We start from the raw sequence: 18,006 nt of genomic DNA, 5'->3' as shown, positions 1-18,006 counted from the left end.
CGGAACGAATGCAGCTTTAAATACTGGGGAAGCACGTTGTTCAAACCTCATCGCTTTGTTCCTAAGACGGCTGTGGCCGCGGCGCTCGCCGCAACGGGCATGGCGGCGCACGCCACCACGCCGTTCGTCGTGCAGGATATTCGGATCGACGGTCTCCAACGCATCGAGCCTGGCTCCGTGTTCGCTTATCTGCCGATCAAGCAAGGCGACACCTTCACCGACGACAAGGCCTCCGAAGCGATTCGCGCACTCTACGCAACGGGTTTCTTCAACGACGTTCAGATTGCCACCGAAGGCAACGTGGTGATCGTTCAGGTGCAGGAACGCCCGGCGATTTCGGCCATCGATTTCGCGGGCCTGCACGAGTTCGACAAGGACAATCTCACGAAGGCGCTGCGTTCCGTCGGCCTGTCGCAAGGCCGCTCGTACGACAAGGCGCTCGTCGACAAGGCGGAGCAGGAGCTCAAGCGCCAATACCTGACGCGCGGCTACTACGCCGCGGAAGTCACGACCACCGTGACGCCGGTCGACCGCAATCGCGTGCAGATTCTGTTCTCCGTCGCGGAAGGTCCGAGCGCGAAGATTCGCCAGATCAACTTCGTCGGCAACAAGGCGTTCAGTTCCAGTACGCTGCTCGGCGAAATGCAGCTTTCCACGCCGAACTGGTTCTCGTGGTACACGAAGAGCGATCTCTACGCGAAGGAAAAGCTCACGGGCGACCTCGAGAACGTGCGCTCGTACTATCTGAACCGCGGCTACCTCGAGTTCGCGATCGACTCCACGCAGGTGTCGATCTCGCCGGACAAGAAGGACATGTATCTGACGATCGCCGTGCACGAAGGCGAGCCGTACAAGATCAGCAGCATCACGCTTTCGGGCAATCTGCTCGACCGTCAGGCCGAGCTCAACAAGCTCATCAAGATCAAACCGGGCGAGCGCTTCTCGGCCGAAAAGCTGCAGTCGACCACCAAGGCGATCGTCGACAAGCTCGGCGAATACGGCTACGCGTTCGCGCAGGTCAACGCGCAGCCGCAGATCGATCAGGCGAACCACACCGTGGCGCTCACGCTGCAAGTCGATCCGAGCCGTCGCGTGTATGTGCGGCGCGTGAACATCGTCGGCAATACGCGCACGCGCGACGAAGTGGTGCGCCGCGAAATGCGCCAGCTCGAAAGCTCGTGGTTCGATTCGAGCCGCCTCGCGCTGTCGAAGGACCGTATCAACCGTCTCGGCTACTTCACCGACGTGGACGTCACTACGACGCCCGTGGAAGGCACGAACGACCAGGTCGACGTCGACGTGAAGGTGGCCGAAAAGCCGACAGGCGCGATCACGCTGGGCGCGGGCTTCTCGTCGACGGACAAGGTGGTGCTCTCGGCGGGCGTGTCGCAGGACAACGTGTTCGGCTCGGGCACGAGTCTCGCGGTCAACGTGAACACCGCGAAAACCTATCGCACGCTGACCGTGACGCAGGTCGATCCGTACTTCACGATCGACGGCATCAAGCGCATCACCGACGCTTACTACCGCACGTATCAGCCGCTGTATTACTCGACGGATTCGAGCTTCAAGATCATCACGATGGGCGCGGACACGAAGTTCGGCATCCCGTTCTCGGAGCAGGACACGGTGTTCTTCGGCGTCGGAGCCGAACAGAACACGATGGACGTGGACAGCAACACGCCGCAGTCCTACAAGAACTACGTGAACGAGTTCGGCCGTGTCGTGAACAACTACCCGCTGACCGCGGGCTGGTCGCGAGACAATCGCGACAGCGCGCTCGTCCCGAGTCGCGGCTACTACATCCAGTCGAACGCAGAATACGGCACGCCGCTCGGCAACACGACGTACGCGAAGTTCGACGCGCAGTTCCAGTATTACTACTCGTTCGCGCGCGGTTTCGTGCTCGGCTTCAATCTGCAGGGCGGCTACGGCAAGGGCCTGCAAGGGCAGACGTACCCGATCTTCAAGAACTACTACGCGGGTGGTATCGGTTCGGTGCGCGGTTACTCGCCGAGCTCGCTGGGTCCGCGCGACGCGAAGACCAACGACCCGATCGGCGGCTCGCGCATGGCGGTCGGCAATATCGAGCTGACGTTCCCGCTGCCGGGAACGGGCTACGATCGTACGCTGCGCGTGTTCACCTTCCTCGATGCCGGTAACGTTTGGGGCGATCCGGGTCAAGGCGGTACGAGCGGCGGTGCAAACGGCTTGCGCTACGGTTACGGTCTGGGTCTCGCGTGGATCTCGCCGATCGGCCCGCTCAAGCTGAGCCTCGGCTTCCCGCTGCAGAAGCATGAGGGCGACCAGTATCAGAAGTTCCAGTTCCAGATCGGTACGGCGTTCTAAGCAGCCCGCCGATGAACGCGAACTTCATTTTTTTCGACGTAACGTGAGGAACACTTTGGGAACCGGTAAGCATTCGAAACATAGGGCGCTGGCGCTTGCGTTGTCGATGGTTCTCGGCCTGGGCACGGCGATGTCCGCCAGTGCTCAGGAAGCGCGCATCGCGGCGGTCAATTCGGACCGCATCTTGCGCGAATCGTCCGCGGCGAAGGCCGCCCAGTCGAAGCTCGAGCAGGAATTCTCCAAGCGCGACAAGGCGCTGCAGGACATGGCGCAGCGCCTGAAGGCGATGTCGGACAACATCGACAAGAACGGTGCCTCGATGTCGCCGACCGACCGCGCGGCCCGTCAGCGCGATCTGGCGCAGCTCGACGCGGACTTCCAGCGCAAGCAGCGCGAGTTCCGCGAGGACCTGAACCAGCGCCGTAACGAGGAACTCGCGGCGGTGCTGGACCGCGCGAACAAGGTGATCAAGCAGATCGCCGAGCAGCAGCACTACGACCTGATCGTGCAGGAAGCGGTGTACGTGAGCCCGCGCATCGACATTACGGATCAGGTGCTGAAGGCGCTGGCGGCGGGCGCGACCGGCACGGGTTCGCTCACGAACCCGAACTGACGAGGACTGAGACGAGATGGCATCAGGCATGACGGTCACCCTCGGCGAGCTGGTGAAACGCTTCGGCGGCGAGGTGGTCGGCGACGGCGCGCACGCGGTCGGCAGTCTCGCGCCGCTCGACAAGGCGGGCCCCGCGCAGCTCGCGTTTCTCGCGAATCAGAAGTATCTGCCGCAAGTCGAGACGACGCGCGCCGGCGCCGTGCTGATTTCCCCGGCCGACCTCGACAAGGTGACGAATCGCGCGGGCAGTAATTTCATCGTCACGCCGAATCCTTACGCTTATTTCGCTCGCGTGGCTCAGGCGTTCATCGACTTGGCGACGCCCAAGGCCAAGCCTGGCGTGCATCCGAGCGCCTACATCGATCCGGACGCGAAGGTTGCGGCGAGCGCCGTGATCGGCCCTCACGTGACGGTTGAGGCGGGCGCGGTCGTCGGCGAGCGCGTGAAGCTGGATGCGGGCGTAGTCGTCGGGCGCGGCGTTACGCTAGGCGACGACGTTCATCTGTATCCGAACGTCACCGTTTATCACGGCTGCAAGCTCGGCGCGCGCGTGATCGTGCACGCGGGCGCGGTGATCGGTGCGGACGGTTTCGGCTTCGCTCCGGATTTCGTCGGCGAGGGCGATGCGCGCACCGGAAGCTGGGTGAAGATTCCGCAGGTTGGCGCGGTGGATATCGCCGACGACGTGGAAATCGGCGCCAACACGACGATCGATCGCGGCGCGATGGCGGACACCGTCATCGAGGAATGCGTGAAGATTGATAATCTCGTGCAGATCGGCCACAACTGCCGCATCGGCGCGTACACGGTCATCGCCGGCTGCGCGGGCATCGCGGGCAGCACGAGCATCGGCAAGCATTGCATGATCGGCGGCGCGGTGGGCATCGCGGGGCACGTGACGCTCGCGGACTACGTGATCGTCACCGCGCAATCCGGCGTGTCGAAGTCGCTCCTGAAGCCCGGCATGTACACGAGCGCGTTTCCGGCCGTGCCGCATGCAGACTGGAACAAGAGCGCGGCGATCATGCGCAATCTGGACAAGATGCGCGAGCGCATCAAGGCGCTCGAGACCGCGCTCGCCGATTCAGGCAAGCGCGACGAGACGAGCGGCGGCGCATAAGCGCCGGGCTCGTTCGAACGAAGAACGAACCACAAGCAAGAGCGGGCCGGTTCAAGCCGCCGAAGCGAGCTGGCAATCCCGGGCGGGCGTCCGATACGGCCCGCCATCCAAATTTCCGCGCCCGACGCGCGCGTGAGCAGAACGACCATGAGCACAGAAAAAATCAATCTCGACATCCACAAGATTCTCACGCTGCTGCCGCATCGCTATCCGATCCTGCTCGTGGACCGCGTGCTCGAACTCGAGCCGCACAAGAGCATCAAAGCGATCAAGAACGTGACGATCAACGAGCCGTATTTCCAGGGCCACTTCCCGACGCGCCCGGTGATGCCCGGCGTGCTGATTCTCGAAGCGCTCGCGCAGACGGCCGCGCTTCTGACGTTCGCGGAAGAGCCGCACGATCCGTCCAACACGCTCTATTACTTCGTCGGCATCGACGGCGCGCGCTTCAAGCGCGTGGTGGAGCCGGGCGATCAGCTCGTTCTCAACGTCACGTTCGAGCGGTACATGCGGGGCATCTGGAAGTTCAAGGCGCGCGCCGAAGTGGACGGCGTGACCGCCGCCGAAGCCGAGCTCATGTGTACCGTCAAGAGCACGGACGCCTGAGCGCCTTCGCGTTCACACCGCGTTCAACGTAACAAGCAGCACGAACAGCATAGGCGAAAAGCGCATGAGCAAGATTCACCCAACCGCGATCATCGAGCCGGGCGCTCAGCTCGACGAGTCCGTCGAAGTCGGGCCGTACGCGATCGTCGGTTCGCACGTCGTGATCGGCGCGGGCACGACCATTGGCTCGCACAGCGTGATCGAGGGCCACACCACGATCGGCCGCGATAACCGCATCGGCCATTACGCGTCGATCGGCGGCCGTCCGCAGGACATGAAGTACAAGGGCGAGCCGACGCGCCTCGAAATCGGCGACCGCAACACCATCCGCGAATTCACGACGCTGCACACGGGCACGGCGCAGGATCAGGGCCTCACGTCGATCGGCAGCGACTGCTGGATCATGGCGTACGTGCACGTCGGTCACGACTGCCGGCTCGGCGACAACGTCATCATGTCGAGCAACGCGCAACTGGCGGGACATGTCATCGTCGGAGACCACGCGATCGTCGGCGGCATGTCGGGCGTGCATCAGTTCGTGCGCATCGGCGCGCATTCCATGCTGGGCGGCGCATCGGCGCTCGTGCAGGACGTGCCGCCGTTCGTCATCGCGGCAGGCAACAAGGCGGAGCCGCACGGCATCAACGTCGAGGGTCTCCGCCGCCGCGGCTTCACGCCCGACGCCATTTCGGCGCTGCGCTCCGCGTATCGCATCGTCTACAAGAGCGGCCTGTCGCTCGAAGAGGCGAAAGCGCAGCTGAAGGAGCTGAGCACGGCAGGCGGCGAGGGCGATGCGCCCGTCAAGGCATTCTCCGATTTCATCGCGGCGTCGCAGCGCGGCATCATCCGCTGACACGCTGTCCGATGACCCTGATCACCAACCCGCCACGCATCGCGATGGTCGCGGGCGAGCCGTCCGGCGACCTGCTCGCGGCATCGCTGCTCAAAGGCCTGCGGCGCACGCTGCCCGAAGGCACGCGCTATAGCGGCATCGGCGGTCCCCGCATGACGGCCGAGGGCTTCGAAGCGCATTGGCCGATGGACAAGCTGACCGTGCGCGGCTATGTCGAAGCGCTGAAGCACATTCCCGAGATTCTCGGCATCCGCAACGAGATCAAGCGTCAGTTGCTTGCCGAGCCGCCGTCGGTTTTCATCGGTGTGGACGCGCCCGATTTCAACTTCGGCCTCGAGCAGCCGCTGCGCGAAGCGGGCATTCCGACCGTGCATTTCGTCTGTCCGTCCATCTGGGCGTGGCGCGGCGGCCGCATCAAGAAGATCGTGAAAGCGGTCGATCACATGCTGTGCGTGTTTCCGTTCGAAACGGCGCTGATGGAAAAGGCGGGCGTCGCCGCGAGCTACGTCGGCCATCCGCTCGCCGATGACATTCCGCTCGAGCCGGACGTCGCGGGCGCGCGCCGCGAACTCGGCATCGCGGAAGGCGGTCCGGTGATCGCGGTCCTGCCGGGCAGCCGTCGCTCGGAGATTTCGCTGATCGGCCCGACCTTCTTCGACGCGATGGAACTGATGCAGCTTCGCGAGCCCAACGTGCGCTTCCTGATGCCCGCGGCGAATCCGGCGTTGCGCGAACTGCTGCGGCCGCTCGTGGACGCGCATCCGCATCTGTCGCTGACGATCACGGACGGCAACGCCCAGCGCGCGATGACCGCCGCCGATGCGATCCTCGTGAAAAGCGGCACGGTGACGCTCGAAGCGGCGCTGCTCAAGAAGCCGATGGTCATCTCGTACAAGGTGCCTTGGCTGACGGGTCAGATCATGAAGCGTCAGGGTTATCTGCCGTATGTCGGCTTGCCGAACATTCTGGCGGGCCGCTTCGTCGTGCCGGAAATCCTGCAGCACTTCGCGACGCCCGAAGCGCTCGCCGACGCCACGCTGAAACAGTTGAACGACGACGCCAACCGCCGTACCCTGACGGAAATATTCACCGACATGCACATCGCGCTGCGCCAGAATACGTCGCAGAAAGCGGCCGAGGCCGTCGCGCGGGTGCTCGACACGCGGAGGCCGCGGTAATGGCCGCTAGACGATCGGCGCAAGCCGGACTCGATTTCAGCTCACCGTTCGACGTCGTTTGTGGCGTCGACGAGGCCGGGCGCGGTCCGCTGGCCGGTCCGGTCGTGGCGGCGGCGGTCATCTTCGATCCGGCGAAGCCGCGCATCAACGGCCTCGACGATTCGAAGGCGCTCTCTGCCAAAAGGCGCGAAGAGCTGTACGAGAAGATCGTCGATCGCGCGCTCGCGTACTGCATCGCGTCGGCGAGCGTCGAGGAAATCGACACCATCAACATCCTGCATGCGAGCATGCTGGCGATGAAGCGCGCGGTGGAAGGCCTCTCAGTCGCGCCGACGCTCGTGAAAGTCGATGGCAATCGCTGCCCGACCTTGTCCATCCGCAGCGAAGCCGTGATCGGCGGCGATGCGCTCGTCAAGCAGATCTCGGCGGCGTCGATTCTCGCAAAGGTCACGCGTGATCGCATGCTGGTCGATCTGCACGAACTTTTTCCGATGTACGGCTTCGCCACGCATTCCGGCTACGGCACGCCGCAGCATCTGAAGGCGCTGCGCGAACATGGGCCGTGCGAGCATCATCGGCGGTCGTTCGCGCCGGTGCGCGAGGCGCACGCGCTCGTGTTCGGTTCGGTGTTGCCCGAGATCGCTCCCGAAGTGCTTCAGGTCGCATCGACGATCGAAGACGATCCCGACGCGCTCGCCTTCTGAGCGTCAACCGAATCAACGTGAAATCCATCACTTCGCGGGACAACCCGCTCTACAAGCGCATGAAGGCGCTCGCCGGGTCGACGGCGCAGCAGCGCAGAAGCGGCCACGCGCTGCTCGAAGGCCTGCATCTGGCGTCAGCGTATCTCGACGCGGCGGGCCAGCCGGAAACGTGCGTCGTCACCGAAGGCGCGCTCACGCACGAGGAAGCGCGCGAGATCGTCGCGCGCATCGAAGAGAAGCGCGTCGTCGTGTTGCCGGATGCGCTTTTCGGGCAGTTGTCGAGCGTCGTTCACGGCGTGGGCATGCTATTGCTCGTCGAAAAGATCGATGCAGAATTGCCCGCGCGCGTCGCACAAACCTGCGTGATTCTCGATGGCGTTCAGGACGCCGGCAATGTCGGCTCGATTCTGCGCAGCGCGGCGGCGGCGGGCATCACGCGCGTATTCTGCGCGCCGGGCACGGCATACGCGTGGTCATCGAAAGTGCTGCGCTCGGGCATGGGCGCGCATTTTCTGCTGGATATTTTCGAGGACGTCGAACCGGCCGATCTCATCGCGCGACTCGACGCACCCGTGACGATCACCGATTCGCACGGTGCCGTCGCGCTCTACGATTGCGACCTGTCGGGCGCGCTCGCCTGGGTGTTCGGCAACGAAGGCGCGGGCGTGTCGCAAATCTGGCGCGATGCGGTGACGCATCGCGTGACGATTCCGCAGCCGGGCGGCATGGAATCGCTTAACGTGGCGGCCGCGGCGGCGATCTGTCTCTTCGAGCAGTGCCGCCAGCAGCGCTGACAGCCGTCAATAGTAGGAAGGCCGCTCCGGCTTGACCTCCTGCAGGATCGTCGTGGCGATTTCCTCGATCGACTTGTGCGTCGACGAAAGCCACTTGATGCCTTCGCGCTTCATCATCATTTCCGCCTCGTTGATCTCGTAGCGGCAGTTTTCGAGTGCGGCGTACTTGCTGCCCGGACGGCGTTCGTTACGGATCTCGGCCAGCCGCTGCGGATCGATCGACAAACCGAACATCTTCGTCCGATGCTCGAGCAGCGGCGTCGGCAGCTTGCCCCGCTCGAAATCTTCGGGAATCAGCGGATAGTTCGCCGCCTTCACGCCGTACTGCATCGCGAGATAAAGGCTCGTCGGCGTTTTGCCGCTGCGCGATACGCCGACGAGAATGACGTCCGCGTCGGCGAGATTGCGGTTCGACTGGCCGTCGTCGTGGGCGAGCGAGAAATTGATCGCCTCGATGCGATTCTTGTATTCCTCCGTGTCGGCGTTCTGGTGCACGCGGCCCATCGCGTGCGTCGATTTCATTTCCAGTTCGTGCTCGAGCGGCTCGATGAAGGTCTGGAACATGTCGAGCACGAGCGCATTGCAGCCCTTGACCACTTCATTCGATGCGCTGTCGACGAGCGTCGTGAACACGATCGGCCGGCGGCCATCGAGCGCGACGACTTCGTTGATCTTCTCGACGGTCGCGTAGGCCTTGTCGATCGAGTCGACGAACGGCACGCGCACGAGCCGGAATTTTTGATCGAACTGGGCGAGGATCGAATGCGCGAAGGTTTCGGCAGTGATCCCGGTCCCGTCGGAAACGATGAATACGGAAGGCGGCATCGGCGAAAGAGGGAACGAGTTGGGGCGACGATGCTCAAACGCTGAACCGTGGCTAGCGCGAAAGCACGGACGCCGTAAAAACCTGTGTTAAGGTAGCTGACCGCTGGCAGGCAGTGAACCGGGCGTGAGCGCCGGGGTGTGGGTGAGCCCACGATCAGGCGTTAAAGACCTCGATTTTGCCGTGGAACGACTGCCCGGCCGAAACAATTTTGAAATACGGCAAGGTAGAATAGCGGCAACCTGTTCGATAAGCAATTGCGGAGAAATTGAATCGGATTTTCGTCAAATCGCGGTCGTTTCGTGGCATTTCGTTACGTCAGTCCACGTTTTCGAGCAGATTTCAGACGTACCCCGCTTCTTTTTGACGTGCCCCGGTTCTCGCGGGCGCGTGTCCCCGAAGGTTTATCAAACAGGTTGTACGAGATGCGAGCGCGCTTCCAATGAGCGCGCTCGCATATGAGCCCACTCGTGCGATCGTGAATTCCATCCACCTTAGGGGCTTGTATGACTAACGCAGTCAATGTTGCGAAAGATGTCGCAAAGGATCAGGCGTATGTAGTTCCATTCGAGCAGTTGCGAATGACCGACGTGGAAATCGTCGGCGGCAAGAATGCGTCGCTCGGCGAAATGATCAGCCAGCTTTCCGAAGCCGGCGTTCGCGTGCCGACGGGCTTCGCCACGACTGCGCTCGCATTCCGCGACTTCCTCCATCACAACAATCTGACGGACCGCATCGCCAATCGTCTCGAGACGCTCGATGTCGACGACGTCAAGGCGCTCGCCGAAGCCGGCAAGGAAATCCGTCAGTGGATCGTCGACGCGCCGATGCAGCCGCGCCTCGAAGACGAAATCCGCCGCGGTTTCGAAGTCCTTCAAGCCAGCTCGCCCGAAGAGCTTTCGTTTGCCGTGCGCTCGTCGGCGACGGCCGAGGACTTGCCGGACGCATCCTTCGCGGGCCAGCAGGAAAGCTATCTGAACGTGGTCGGCATCGAGGACGTGCTCGATCGCATGAAGCACGTGTTTGCGTCGCTTTATAACGACCGCGCCATTTCCTATCGCGTCCACAAGGGCTTCACGCATGCGGAAGTCGCGTTGTCGGCGGGCGTGCAGCGCATGGTGCGCTCCGACGTCGGCGCGGCCGGCGTAATGTTCACCATCGACACCGAATCGGGCTTCAAGGAAACCGTCTTCATCACGTCGAGCTACGGCCTGGGCGAAACCGTCGTGCAAGGCGCGGTGAATCCGGACGAGTTCCACGTCTTCAAAACGACGCTCGAACAGGGCAAATACCCGATCATCCGCCGCTCGATCGGCTCGAAGCTCATCAAGATGGAATTCACGAAGCCGGGCGAGCCGGGCCGCGTGAAGACCGTCGACGTGCCGCACGAACAGCGCAACCGCTTCTCGATCACCGACGAAGACGTGATCGAGCTCGCGAAGTACGCGGTCATCATCGAGAAGCACTATCAGCGTCCGATGGACATCGAGTGGGGCAAGGACGGCCGCGACGGCAAGCTGTTCATCCTCCAGGCGCGCCCGGAGACGGTGAAGAGCCAGGCGTCGGGCAAGGCCGAAATGCGCTTCAAGCTGAAGGGGCAGTCGAACGTGCTGGCGACCGGCCGCGCGATCGGCCAGAAGATCGGCGCGGGCCCCGTGCGCGTGATTCACGATCCGTCGGAAATGGAACGCGTGCAGCCGGGCGACGTGCTCGTCGCCGACATGACGGACCCTAACTGGGAACCGGTGATGAAGCGCGCATCGGCCATCGTGACCAATCGCGGCGGCCGTACGTGCCACGCGGCGATCATCGCGCGTGAGCTGGGCGTGCCGGCGGTCGTCGGCTGCGGCGACGCAACGGACATCCTGAAGGACGGCGCGCTCGTCACGGTGTCGTGCGCGGAAGGCGACGAAGGCAAGATCTACGACGGCCTGCTCGAAACCGAAGTGACCGAAGTGCAGCGCGGCGAACTGCCGAAGATCCCGGTCAAGATCATGATGAACGTCGGCAATCCGCAACTCGCGTTCGACTTCGCGCAGTTGCCGAACGCGGGCGTCGGCCTGGCGCGACTCGAGTTCATCATCAACAACAACATCGGCGTGCATCCGAAGGCGATTCTGGAGTACCCGAACGTCGATGCCGATCTGAAGAAGGCGGTTGAAAGCGTCGCGCGCGGCCATGCATCGCCGAAGGCGTTCTACGTCGACAAGCTGACCGAAGGCATCGCCACGATTGCAGCGGCGTTCTATCCGAAGCCCGTCATCGTGCGTCTGTCGGACTTCAAGTCGAACGAGTACAAGAAGCTGATCGGCGGTTCGCGCTACGAGCCGGATGAAGAAAATCCGATGCTCGGTTTCCGTGGCGCGTCGCGCTATATCGCGGAAGACTTCGCCGAGGCGTTCCACATGGAATGCATCGCGCTGAAGAAGGTCCGCGAGGAAATGGGCCTGGACAACGTGCAGATCATGGTGCCGTTCGTGCGTACGCTGAAGCAGGCGGATCGCGTGGTCGAGCTGCTGAAGAAGTTCGGTCTCGAACGCGGCAAGAACGACCTGAAGCTCGTGATGATGTGCGAAGTGCCGTCCAACGCGATTCTCGCCGAGCAGTTCCTGGAGCGCTTCGACGGCTTCTCGATCGGTTCGAACGACCTGACGCAGTTGACGCTGGGCCTCGATCGCGACTCGGGCATGGAGTTGCTCGCGGCGGACTTCGACGAGCGCGACGAAGCGGTGCAGTTCATGCTGAAGCGCGCGATCGAGACGTGCCTGAAGCTGAACAAGTACGTCGGCATTTGCGGTCAGGGCCCGTCGGACCACCCTGATCTCGCCGAGTGGCTCGCGAAGCAGGGCATCGAGTCGATGTCGCTTAATCCGGACACGATCATCGATACGTGGCAGCAGCTCGCGAAGACCTTGTCAAAATAAGTCGATGTCACACCTTTCCACTTGCTTTCGGATTGGTGCAGCGTGATATAAAAACACCCCGGACTTTTCCGGGGTGTTTTCGTTTGGAGACCGATGATGGAAACGGGCGGGTTGATCTGGTGGGTCGCTGCGGGCGCGCTGATCGTCGCGGAATTGTTTACCGGAACGTTCTATCTGCTCATGATCGCGCTCGGGATGATCGCGGGCGGCGTCGCTCATGTGCTCGGCGCGTTGCCGCACGTACAGATGGGCGCGGCCGCGGTCATCGCGCTGATCGCGGTGGCGGTGCTGCGGCGCTCGCGCTTCGTCAGCTGGAAGCGGCGTGACGACGCCTCGCGCGATGCGGCCGTGAATCTCGATATCGGCGCGACCCTGGAAGTCGATCAATGGCATCACGGCCACGCGCGCGCAATGTATCGCGGCGCGCAGTGGGATGTCGAGCTCGCACCGGGCGAAACGGAGGGCGCACGGCTTTATCGCATCACGGCGCTCGACGGCAATCGCCTGATCGTCGCGGCCAAACGGTAGTCCTATAAGGAGAAAAATAATGTCAATGTACTTTGCGCTCATCGTGCTCGTCATCGCGATCGTCATCGTGTCGAAAACGGTCAAGATCGTCCCTCAGCAACACGCATGGATCATGGAACGCCTCGGCCGCTATCACGCGACGCTTACGCCGGGCCTCAACATCGTGCTGCCGTTCATCGATCGCATCGCCTACAAGCACATGCTGAAGGAGATTCCGCTCGAAGTGCCGAGCCAAGTCTGTATCACGCGCGACAACACGCAGCTTCAAGTCGATGGCGTGCTGTACTTCCAGGTCACGGATGCGATGAAGGCTTCGTACGGATCGAGCAACTTCGTGTTCGCGATCACGCAACTGTCGCAGACGACGTTGCGTTCGGTCATCGGCAAGCTGGAGCTCGACAAGACGTTCGAGGAGCGCGACTTCATCAACCAGAGCATCGTGAATGCGCTCGACGAAGCCGCGTCGAACTGGGGCGTGAAAGTGCTGCGCTATGAAATCAAGGATCTCACGCCGCCGAAGGAAATCCTTCACGCGATGCAGGCGCAGATCACCGCCGAGCGCGAGAAGCGCGCGCTGATCGCCGCGTCCGAAGGGCGCAAGCAGGAGCAGATCAATCTGGCATCGGGCGCGCGCGAGGCCGCGATCCAGAAGTCGGAAGGCGAACGGCAGGCGGCGATCAATCAGGCGCAGGGCGAAGCCGCCGCGATTCTCGCGGTGGCGGAAGCGAACGCGCAAGCCATCGAGAAGATCGGCACTGCAATTCAGACAGCGGGCGGCATGGAAGCGGTGAATCTGAAGGTTGCGGAGCAGTATGTCGGCGCGTTCGGCAATCTCGCGAAGCAGGGCAACACGCTGATCGTGCCGGGCAACATGTCCGACATGAGCACGATGATCGCGTCCGCGTTGTCGATCGTGAAAGGCGAGGGCAGCGGCATAATCAGGAAGAGCTGAAGCAATCGGGGGCGCTAAAAAGCGCCCCCGATTCGTTTCACGGTTTAACGCGAGGCGGTTCGCATCAGACGCCCGCGTTCGCGTTCCCAGTCGCGCTTCTTTTCGGTCTCGCGTTTGTCGTGCAACTTCTTGCCCTTCGCGAGGCCGATTTCACATTTCACGCGGCCATCCTTGTAGTGGAAGTTGAGCGGCACGAGCGTGTGCCCGCGCTGCTCGACCTTGCCGATGAGCTTGTCGATCTGTTCGCGGTGGAGGAGCAGCTTGCGCGTGCGCACCGGATCGAGGTTAGCGAATTTCGATGCTTCGGGCAGCGGGCTGATATGCGTGCCGATCAGAAAGAGCTCGCCGTTCTTGATCACGACGTAGCCTTCCTTGATCTGCGCGCGCCCGGCGCGAAGCGCCTTGACTTCCCAGCCCTCGAGCACGAGACCGGCCTCGTAGCGCTCTTCGACGAAGTAATCGAAGAAGGCTTTTCTGTTGTCGATGATGCTCATGAATGGAAAGTGCCCAACTCGTTTAAAATCCTGATTTTAGCAGCGCGCCGGCATGCGTTCGATCCGATGCCTCGTTCTCTTGCGCGTTGCCGCCCAATTCAGCCACCGCTGCGCCCTATATGGCAGACGTCCAGAAAACCGTATTGATCCGCCATTCAGCGGAAGAAATGTTCGACCTCGTCACCGATGTCGCCGACTACCCCAATTTCCTGCCTTGGTGCGGCGGCGTCGAAATCGGCCGCCACGACGAGAACGGCATGGAAGCGAAGATCGACATCAGCTTCAAGGGCATCAAGCAGCATTTCGCGACGCGCAATGTGCAAAAGCGTCCGACCAATATCGATATGGAGTTCCTGAGCGGCCCTTTCAAGAAATTCACCGGATATTGGCACTTTACGCCGCTGCGCGCGGACGCCTGCAAGATCGAATTCGCGCTGCACTACGAATTCTCGAACGTGATTCTGGAGAAGATCATCGGGCCGGTGTTCAGCCATATCGCCAACACGTTCGTCGATTCCTTCGTGAAGCGCGCGGACCAGCGCTACGGCAAGCCATGATGCATATCGATGTCTGCTACGGCCTGCCCGATGGCGCGTTCCTGAAGCGCGTCGACCTGCCCGAGGGCGCGACGGTGCGCGATGCGATCGACGCAAGCGGCGTGCTGCTCGCGCATCGCGACATCGATCTGACGACGCAGAAGGTCGGCGTGTTCGGCAAGCCGAAGCCGCTCGACGCGGCGCTCGCCGACTTCGACCGCGTCGAGATTTATCGGCCGCTGAAGGTGGATCCGAAGGCCGCGCGCCAGCGCCGCGTGGACAAGGCGCGCAAGGCGGGATCGATCGAAGGGCGCAAGTGGCAGTCGAAGGATTCGCGCTGAACGAATTCAATGCGCGGGCGCTTCTTTCGCCGCGGCGGGCGCCGGCTCCAGCGTGTGCTGCCTGACCGACCAGATTACGCCGGCGAGCAGCAGCACGATCGCGAGCACTTCGGGCGAGCGCGGCCAGCGGCCGTCGTAGACGAAGGCGTAGAGCAGGGCGAAGAGCGTCTCGAACACGATCATCTGCCCTGACAGCGTGAGCGGCAGGCGCTTCGCTGCCGCGTTCCACAGCATGTTGCCGAGCCACGAGCCGCCGGTGGCCAGCGCAAAAGAAACGATCCAGAACAGATGCCAGCGCGAGGCGGGCACGCTCGCCTGCACCGTGCCCGCGGGCAGCATCCAGACGATCGCGCCGAGCGCGACGCCGAGCAGACCCGTCACGATGCCCCACAGGATGGACCACTCGTTGCCGTCGAAATGGCGATTCGATTGCAGATACCGCGCGTTGACGACCGCGTACCACGTCCAAGAAGCGAGCGCCCCGAGCGCGCATCCGAGTCCGGCGAGGCGCGTGAGCACGCTCGTCGCGTGATCGGCGTCGCTGAATACATCGAGATTGATGCACGCGATGCCCGCCAGCACGAGCAGGAGCGGCCCGATGAGCCTTTTCAGGTCGACCGCGCCGCGATCCCGCCGTCCGGCGAGCGTGACGGTCACGGGGAGAATGCCGACGATCAGCGACGAAGGCGCGACGCCCACGAGCTGCACCGCGCTCGCGAGCAGCATGTAGTACAGCAGGTTGCCGACCAGCGCGAGCTTCGCGAGCGCGATGAAATCGGCGCGCGTGAGCTTGGCCGCGAGGCGCCGGGCGAACGGCAGCGCCACGGCGAGCGAAACCGCGCCGTACATCAGATAGCGCCCGACGGAGAGCGTCAGCGGCGAAAAATCCGGCAAGAGCCGTGGCGCGAGAAAGATGAAACCCCAGATCGCTCCCGCCGCCATTCCGTACATCACACCGCGCTGCATCGTCCGACTCCTGCCGAAATTTCAACTGACGGCGCGAAGCGTAGCATGTGGCCCCGGGCGGCCGTCTTGTCTAAAACTGCAACAACGCGGGCGCCCGGCAGACGGGCGAAAGCGGTCCGGAATTTGCGTCCGAATGGGCTAAGCTGCTGTTCGGGCAGTGAAAATGCAGGGAACTATCGGTATAATCTGCTTTTGCGCCCATAGGATTTGCCATGCGTCTGATCCAGAAAGCACTCACGTTCGATGACGTGCTCCTCGTGCCCGCCTTCTCCAGCGTTCTCCCGCGCGACACCAGCCTGAAATCCCAGCTGACTCGCAATATTTCCCTGAACATGCCTCTCGTGTCCGCCGCCATGGACACGGTCACCGAAGGCCGGCTCGCCATCGCGATGGCGCAGATGGGCGGCATCGGCATCGTCCACAAGAATCTCACCGCCAAGGAACAGGCCCGCGAAGTCGCGAAAGTGAAGCGCTTCGAATCGGGCGTCGTGCGCGATCCGATCACGATTCCGCCGCAAATGCGCGTGCGCGACGTCATCGCGCTGACGCAGCAGCACGGCATTTCGGGTTTCCCGGTGGTCGAAGGCGCGCAACTGATCGGCATCGTCACCAATCGCGACCTGCGCTTCGAAGAACGGCTCGATGAGCCGGTGCGCAACATCATGACGCCGCGCGAACGCCTCGTGACGGTCAAGGAAGGCACGTCGCTCGCCGAGGCGAAGGCGCTGATGCACAGCCATCGCCTGGAGCGCGTGCTCGTGGTGAACGACGCGTTCGAGCTGCGCGGCCTGATGACGGTGAAGGACATCACCAAGCAGACCGAAAACCCGGACGCCTGCAAGGACGAAGACGGCAAGCTGCGTGTGGGCGCGGCCGTGGGCGTCGGTCCGGACAATGAAGAGCGCGTCGAGCTGCTCGCGCAGGCGGGCGTCGACGTGATCGTCGTCGATACCGCGCACGGCCATAGCCAGGGCGTGCTGGAGCGCGTGCGCTGGGTCAAGCAGAATTATCCGCACGTGCAGGTCATCGGCGGCAATATCGCGACGGCGGCGGCAGCCAAGTCGCTCGTCGAGTACGGCGCGGACGCGGTGAAGGTCGGTATCGGCCCGGGCTCGATCTGCACGACGCGGATCGTGGCGGGCGTCGGCGTGCCGCAGATCACGGCGATCGCGAATGTTTCCGAAGCACTGCGCGGCACCGGCGTGCCGGTCATCGCGGACGGCGGCGTGCGCTTCTCGGGCGACGTGTCGAAGGCGCTCGCGGCGGGCGCGAACGTCGTCATGATGGGCAGCATGCTCGCGGGCACCGAAGAATCGCCGGGCGACGTGTTCCTGTATCAGGGCCGCCAGTACAAGTCGTACCGCGGCATGGGTTCGGTCGGCGCGATGAAGGACGGCGCGGCGGACCGCTACTTCCAGGACAACTCGGCGAACATCGACAAGCTCGTGCCGGAAGGTATCGAAGGCCGTGTGGCCTACAAGGGCTCGGTCAACGCGATCCTGTTCCAGATCGTCGGCGGCGTGCGCGCGAGCATGGGCTACTGCGGTTGCCGCACGATTTCCGAACTGCACGAGAAGGCGGAATTCGTTCAGATCACGGCGGCCGGCATGCGCGAATCGCATGTGCATGACGTGCAGATCACGAAGGAAGCGCCCAACTATCACGTCGACTAATCGAGCGGACTGATCATGAAACCGTTGCTGCGGGTCGTGCTCGTCATCAATGCCCTGATTTTTCTGGCGTTCGGCCTGTTGTTTCTGCTGACGCCGTGGGCGGGCCTGTACGGCGCGCTGCAACTGGATTCGATCCGCGTTCAGCCGGCCTTCGCCGGGCAGTTGCTCGGTATCGCGCTCATCGGGCTGTCGTGGCTTGCGTTTCACGCAGCCGTCGATGGCGCGTTGACGGCTCGCGCCGCGCGCGTGTCGGGACACGTGCAGTGGCTGTCGGGGGTGGTGGTGCTGGTCTGGCTGCTCGGACTGCATTCGCCTCAGATCGATGGCTTCGGGCAGATCAGCGCGGCCGTCGTGGGCGCCGTGCTGCTGGTGCTCGGTCTGGGCAGCGTGAGACTGTCGTCGGCGGTGCGTCGGCGCGAGCGCGCGGCGGCGGCCGGCGCGGTATCGGCGCAGCGCGCGGAAAAGAAGGCGGCGCAAAAGCGTGACGAGTTTTCCGCGAGCAACGCGGCATCGTCGGCGCGCGCCGAATCGGTCGATCTCGCGGCGCGTCCC

18 protein-coding genes are annotated in these 18,006 nt (G+C 63.2%); 15 read left to right on the top strand and 3 right to left on the bottom strand.

Annotation, left to right across the window (positions count from 1 at the left end; translation table 11 throughout):
- Positions 1-36: 36 nt before the first annotated feature.
- From bamA to BG60_RS15930, 8 genes are all read left to right on the top strand, one after another.
- The gene (bamA, locus tag BG60_RS15965) at positions 37-2,349 is read left to right on the top strand and encodes an outer membrane protein assembly factor BamA (RefSeq protein ID WP_008350077.1); all 2,313 of its coding nucleotides are present in this window, start codon (positions 37-39) and stop codon (positions 2,347-2,349) included.
- Positions 2,350-2,455: 106 nt separating this feature from the next.
- Entirely contained in the window at positions 2,456-2,962 is a 507-nt protein-coding gene (locus BG60_RS15960) for an OmpH/Skp family outer membrane protein (protein ID WP_008350075.1), read from the top strand.
- 28 nt (positions 2,963-2,990) lie between these two features.
- Entirely contained in the window at positions 2,991-4,082 is a 1,092-nt protein-coding gene (gene lpxD, locus BG60_RS15955; protein ID WP_034472149.1) for a UDP-3-O-(3-hydroxymyristoyl)glucosamine N-acyltransferase, read from the top strand.
- Positions 4,083-4,229: 147 nt separating this feature from the next.
- Positions 4,230-4,688 (top strand): 3-hydroxyacyl-ACP dehydratase FabZ, encoded by a 459-nt coding sequence (fabZ, locus tag BG60_RS15950; protein ID WP_008350071.1) that lies wholly within the window; start codon positions 4,230-4,232, stop codon positions 4,686-4,688.
- 64 nt (positions 4,689-4,752) lie between these two features.
- Positions 4,753-5,541: an acyl-ACP--UDP-N-acetylglucosamine O-acyltransferase gene (gene lpxA / locus BG60_RS15945; protein WP_008350069.1), complete on the top strand. Its 789-nt coding sequence runs from the start codon at positions 4,753-4,755 to the stop codon at positions 5,539-5,541.
- 11 nt (positions 5,542-5,552) lie between these two features.
- Positions 5,553-6,719 carry a lipid-A-disaccharide synthase gene (gene lpxB / locus BG60_RS15940; protein WP_008350067.1) on the top strand — a complete coding sequence of 389 codons (1,167 nt, stop codon included), beginning with the start codon at positions 5,553-5,555 and terminating at the stop codon, positions 6,717-6,719.
- Entirely contained in the window at positions 6,719-7,423 is a 705-nt protein-coding gene (gene rnhB, locus BG60_RS15935; RefSeq protein ID WP_008350066.1) for a ribonuclease HII, read from the top strand. Before lpxB ends, rnhB begins: the two co-directional genes overlap by 1 nt.
- Positions 7,424-7,440: 17 nt before the next feature.
- On the top strand, positions 7,441-8,217 hold the full coding sequence (locus tag BG60_RS15930) for a TrmH family RNA methyltransferase (RefSeq protein WP_008350064.1): 777 nt from the start codon (positions 7,441-7,443) through the stop codon (positions 8,215-8,217).
- A gap of 6 nt (positions 8,218-8,223) precedes the next feature.
- Here the strand turns inward: BG60_RS15930 and ppsR are convergent, their stop codons facing one another.
- Complete coding sequence (ppsR, locus tag BG60_RS15925) at positions 8,224-9,042, bottom strand: posphoenolpyruvate synthetase regulatory kinase/phosphorylase PpsR (protein ID WP_008350062.1); 819 nt, start codon at positions 9,040-9,042, stop codon at positions 8,224-8,226.
- A gap of 504 nt (positions 9,043-9,546) precedes the next feature.
- Here ppsR and ppsA point away from each other — a divergent pair.
- From ppsA to BG60_RS15910, 3 genes are all read left to right on the top strand, one after another.
- Positions 9,547-11,964: a phosphoenolpyruvate synthase gene (gene ppsA / locus BG60_RS15920; RefSeq protein ID WP_033537249.1), complete on the top strand. Its 2,418-nt coding sequence runs from the start codon at positions 9,547-9,549 to the stop codon at positions 11,962-11,964.
- A gap of 96 nt (positions 11,965-12,060) precedes the next feature.
- Positions 12,061-12,492 (top strand): NfeD family protein, encoded by a 432-nt coding sequence (locus tag BG60_RS15915; RefSeq protein ID WP_008350058.1) that lies wholly within the window; start codon positions 12,061-12,063, stop codon positions 12,490-12,492.
- Between the two features lie 25 nt (positions 12,493-12,517).
- The gene (locus BG60_RS15910; RefSeq protein WP_008350056.1) at positions 12,518-13,444 is read left to right on the top strand and encodes an SPFH domain-containing protein; all 927 of its coding nucleotides are present in this window, start codon (positions 12,518-12,520) and stop codon (positions 13,442-13,444) included.
- Positions 13,445-13,488: 44 nt separating this feature from the next.
- Here BG60_RS15910 and smpB read toward each other — a convergent pair whose 3' ends face one another.
- A complete protein-coding gene (smpB, locus tag BG60_RS15905; protein WP_008350055.1) occupies positions 13,489-13,938 on the bottom strand; it encodes an SsrA-binding protein SmpB in 450 nt (149 codons plus the stop codon).
- Between the two features lie 119 nt (positions 13,939-14,057).
- Between smpB and BG60_RS15900 the strand changes: the two genes are divergently transcribed.
- Together BG60_RS15900 and BG60_RS15895 are read left to right on the top strand one after the other, a co-directional pair.
- On the top strand, positions 14,058-14,495 hold the full coding sequence (locus BG60_RS15900; protein WP_008350053.1) for a type II toxin-antitoxin system RatA family toxin: 438 nt from the start codon (positions 14,058-14,060) through the stop codon (positions 14,493-14,495).
- The gene (locus BG60_RS15895) at positions 14,492-14,815 is read left to right on the top strand and encodes an RnfH family protein (protein ID WP_008350051.1); all 324 of its coding nucleotides are present in this window, start codon (positions 14,492-14,494) and stop codon (positions 14,813-14,815) included. Before BG60_RS15900 ends, BG60_RS15895 begins: the two co-directional genes overlap by 4 nt.
- Before the next feature lie 6 nt (positions 14,816-14,821).
- On the opposite strand, the gene BG60_RS15890 is transcribed toward BG60_RS15895, so the two are convergent.
- The gene (locus tag BG60_RS15890; protein ID WP_034471975.1) at positions 14,822-15,781 is read right to left on the bottom strand and encodes a DMT family transporter; all 960 of its coding nucleotides are present in this window, start codon (positions 15,779-15,781) and stop codon (positions 14,822-14,824) included.
- Between the two features lie 212 nt (positions 15,782-15,993).
- Here BG60_RS15890 and guaB point away from each other — a divergent pair, with 212 nt between their 5' ends.
- Positions 15,994-17,454, top strand: a complete 1,461-nt coding sequence (gene guaB / locus BG60_RS15885; RefSeq protein WP_008350049.1) for an IMP dehydrogenase — start codon at positions 15,994-15,996, stop codon at positions 17,452-17,454.
- 15 nt (positions 17,455-17,469) lie between these two features.
- On the top strand, positions 17,470-18,006 hold a 537-nt coding region (locus BG60_RS15880; RefSeq protein ID WP_034471973.1), incomplete at its 3' end, for a hypothetical protein.

The organism is Caballeronia zhejiangensis, assembly GCF_000698575.1.
Taxonomy (GTDB): Bacteria; Pseudomonadota; Gammaproteobacteria; order Burkholderiales; family Burkholderiaceae; genus Caballeronia; species Caballeronia zhejiangensis.
The sequence above is the reverse complement of the archived record's forward strand: the minus strand, read 5'-3'. Positions and strand labels throughout refer to the sequence as shown.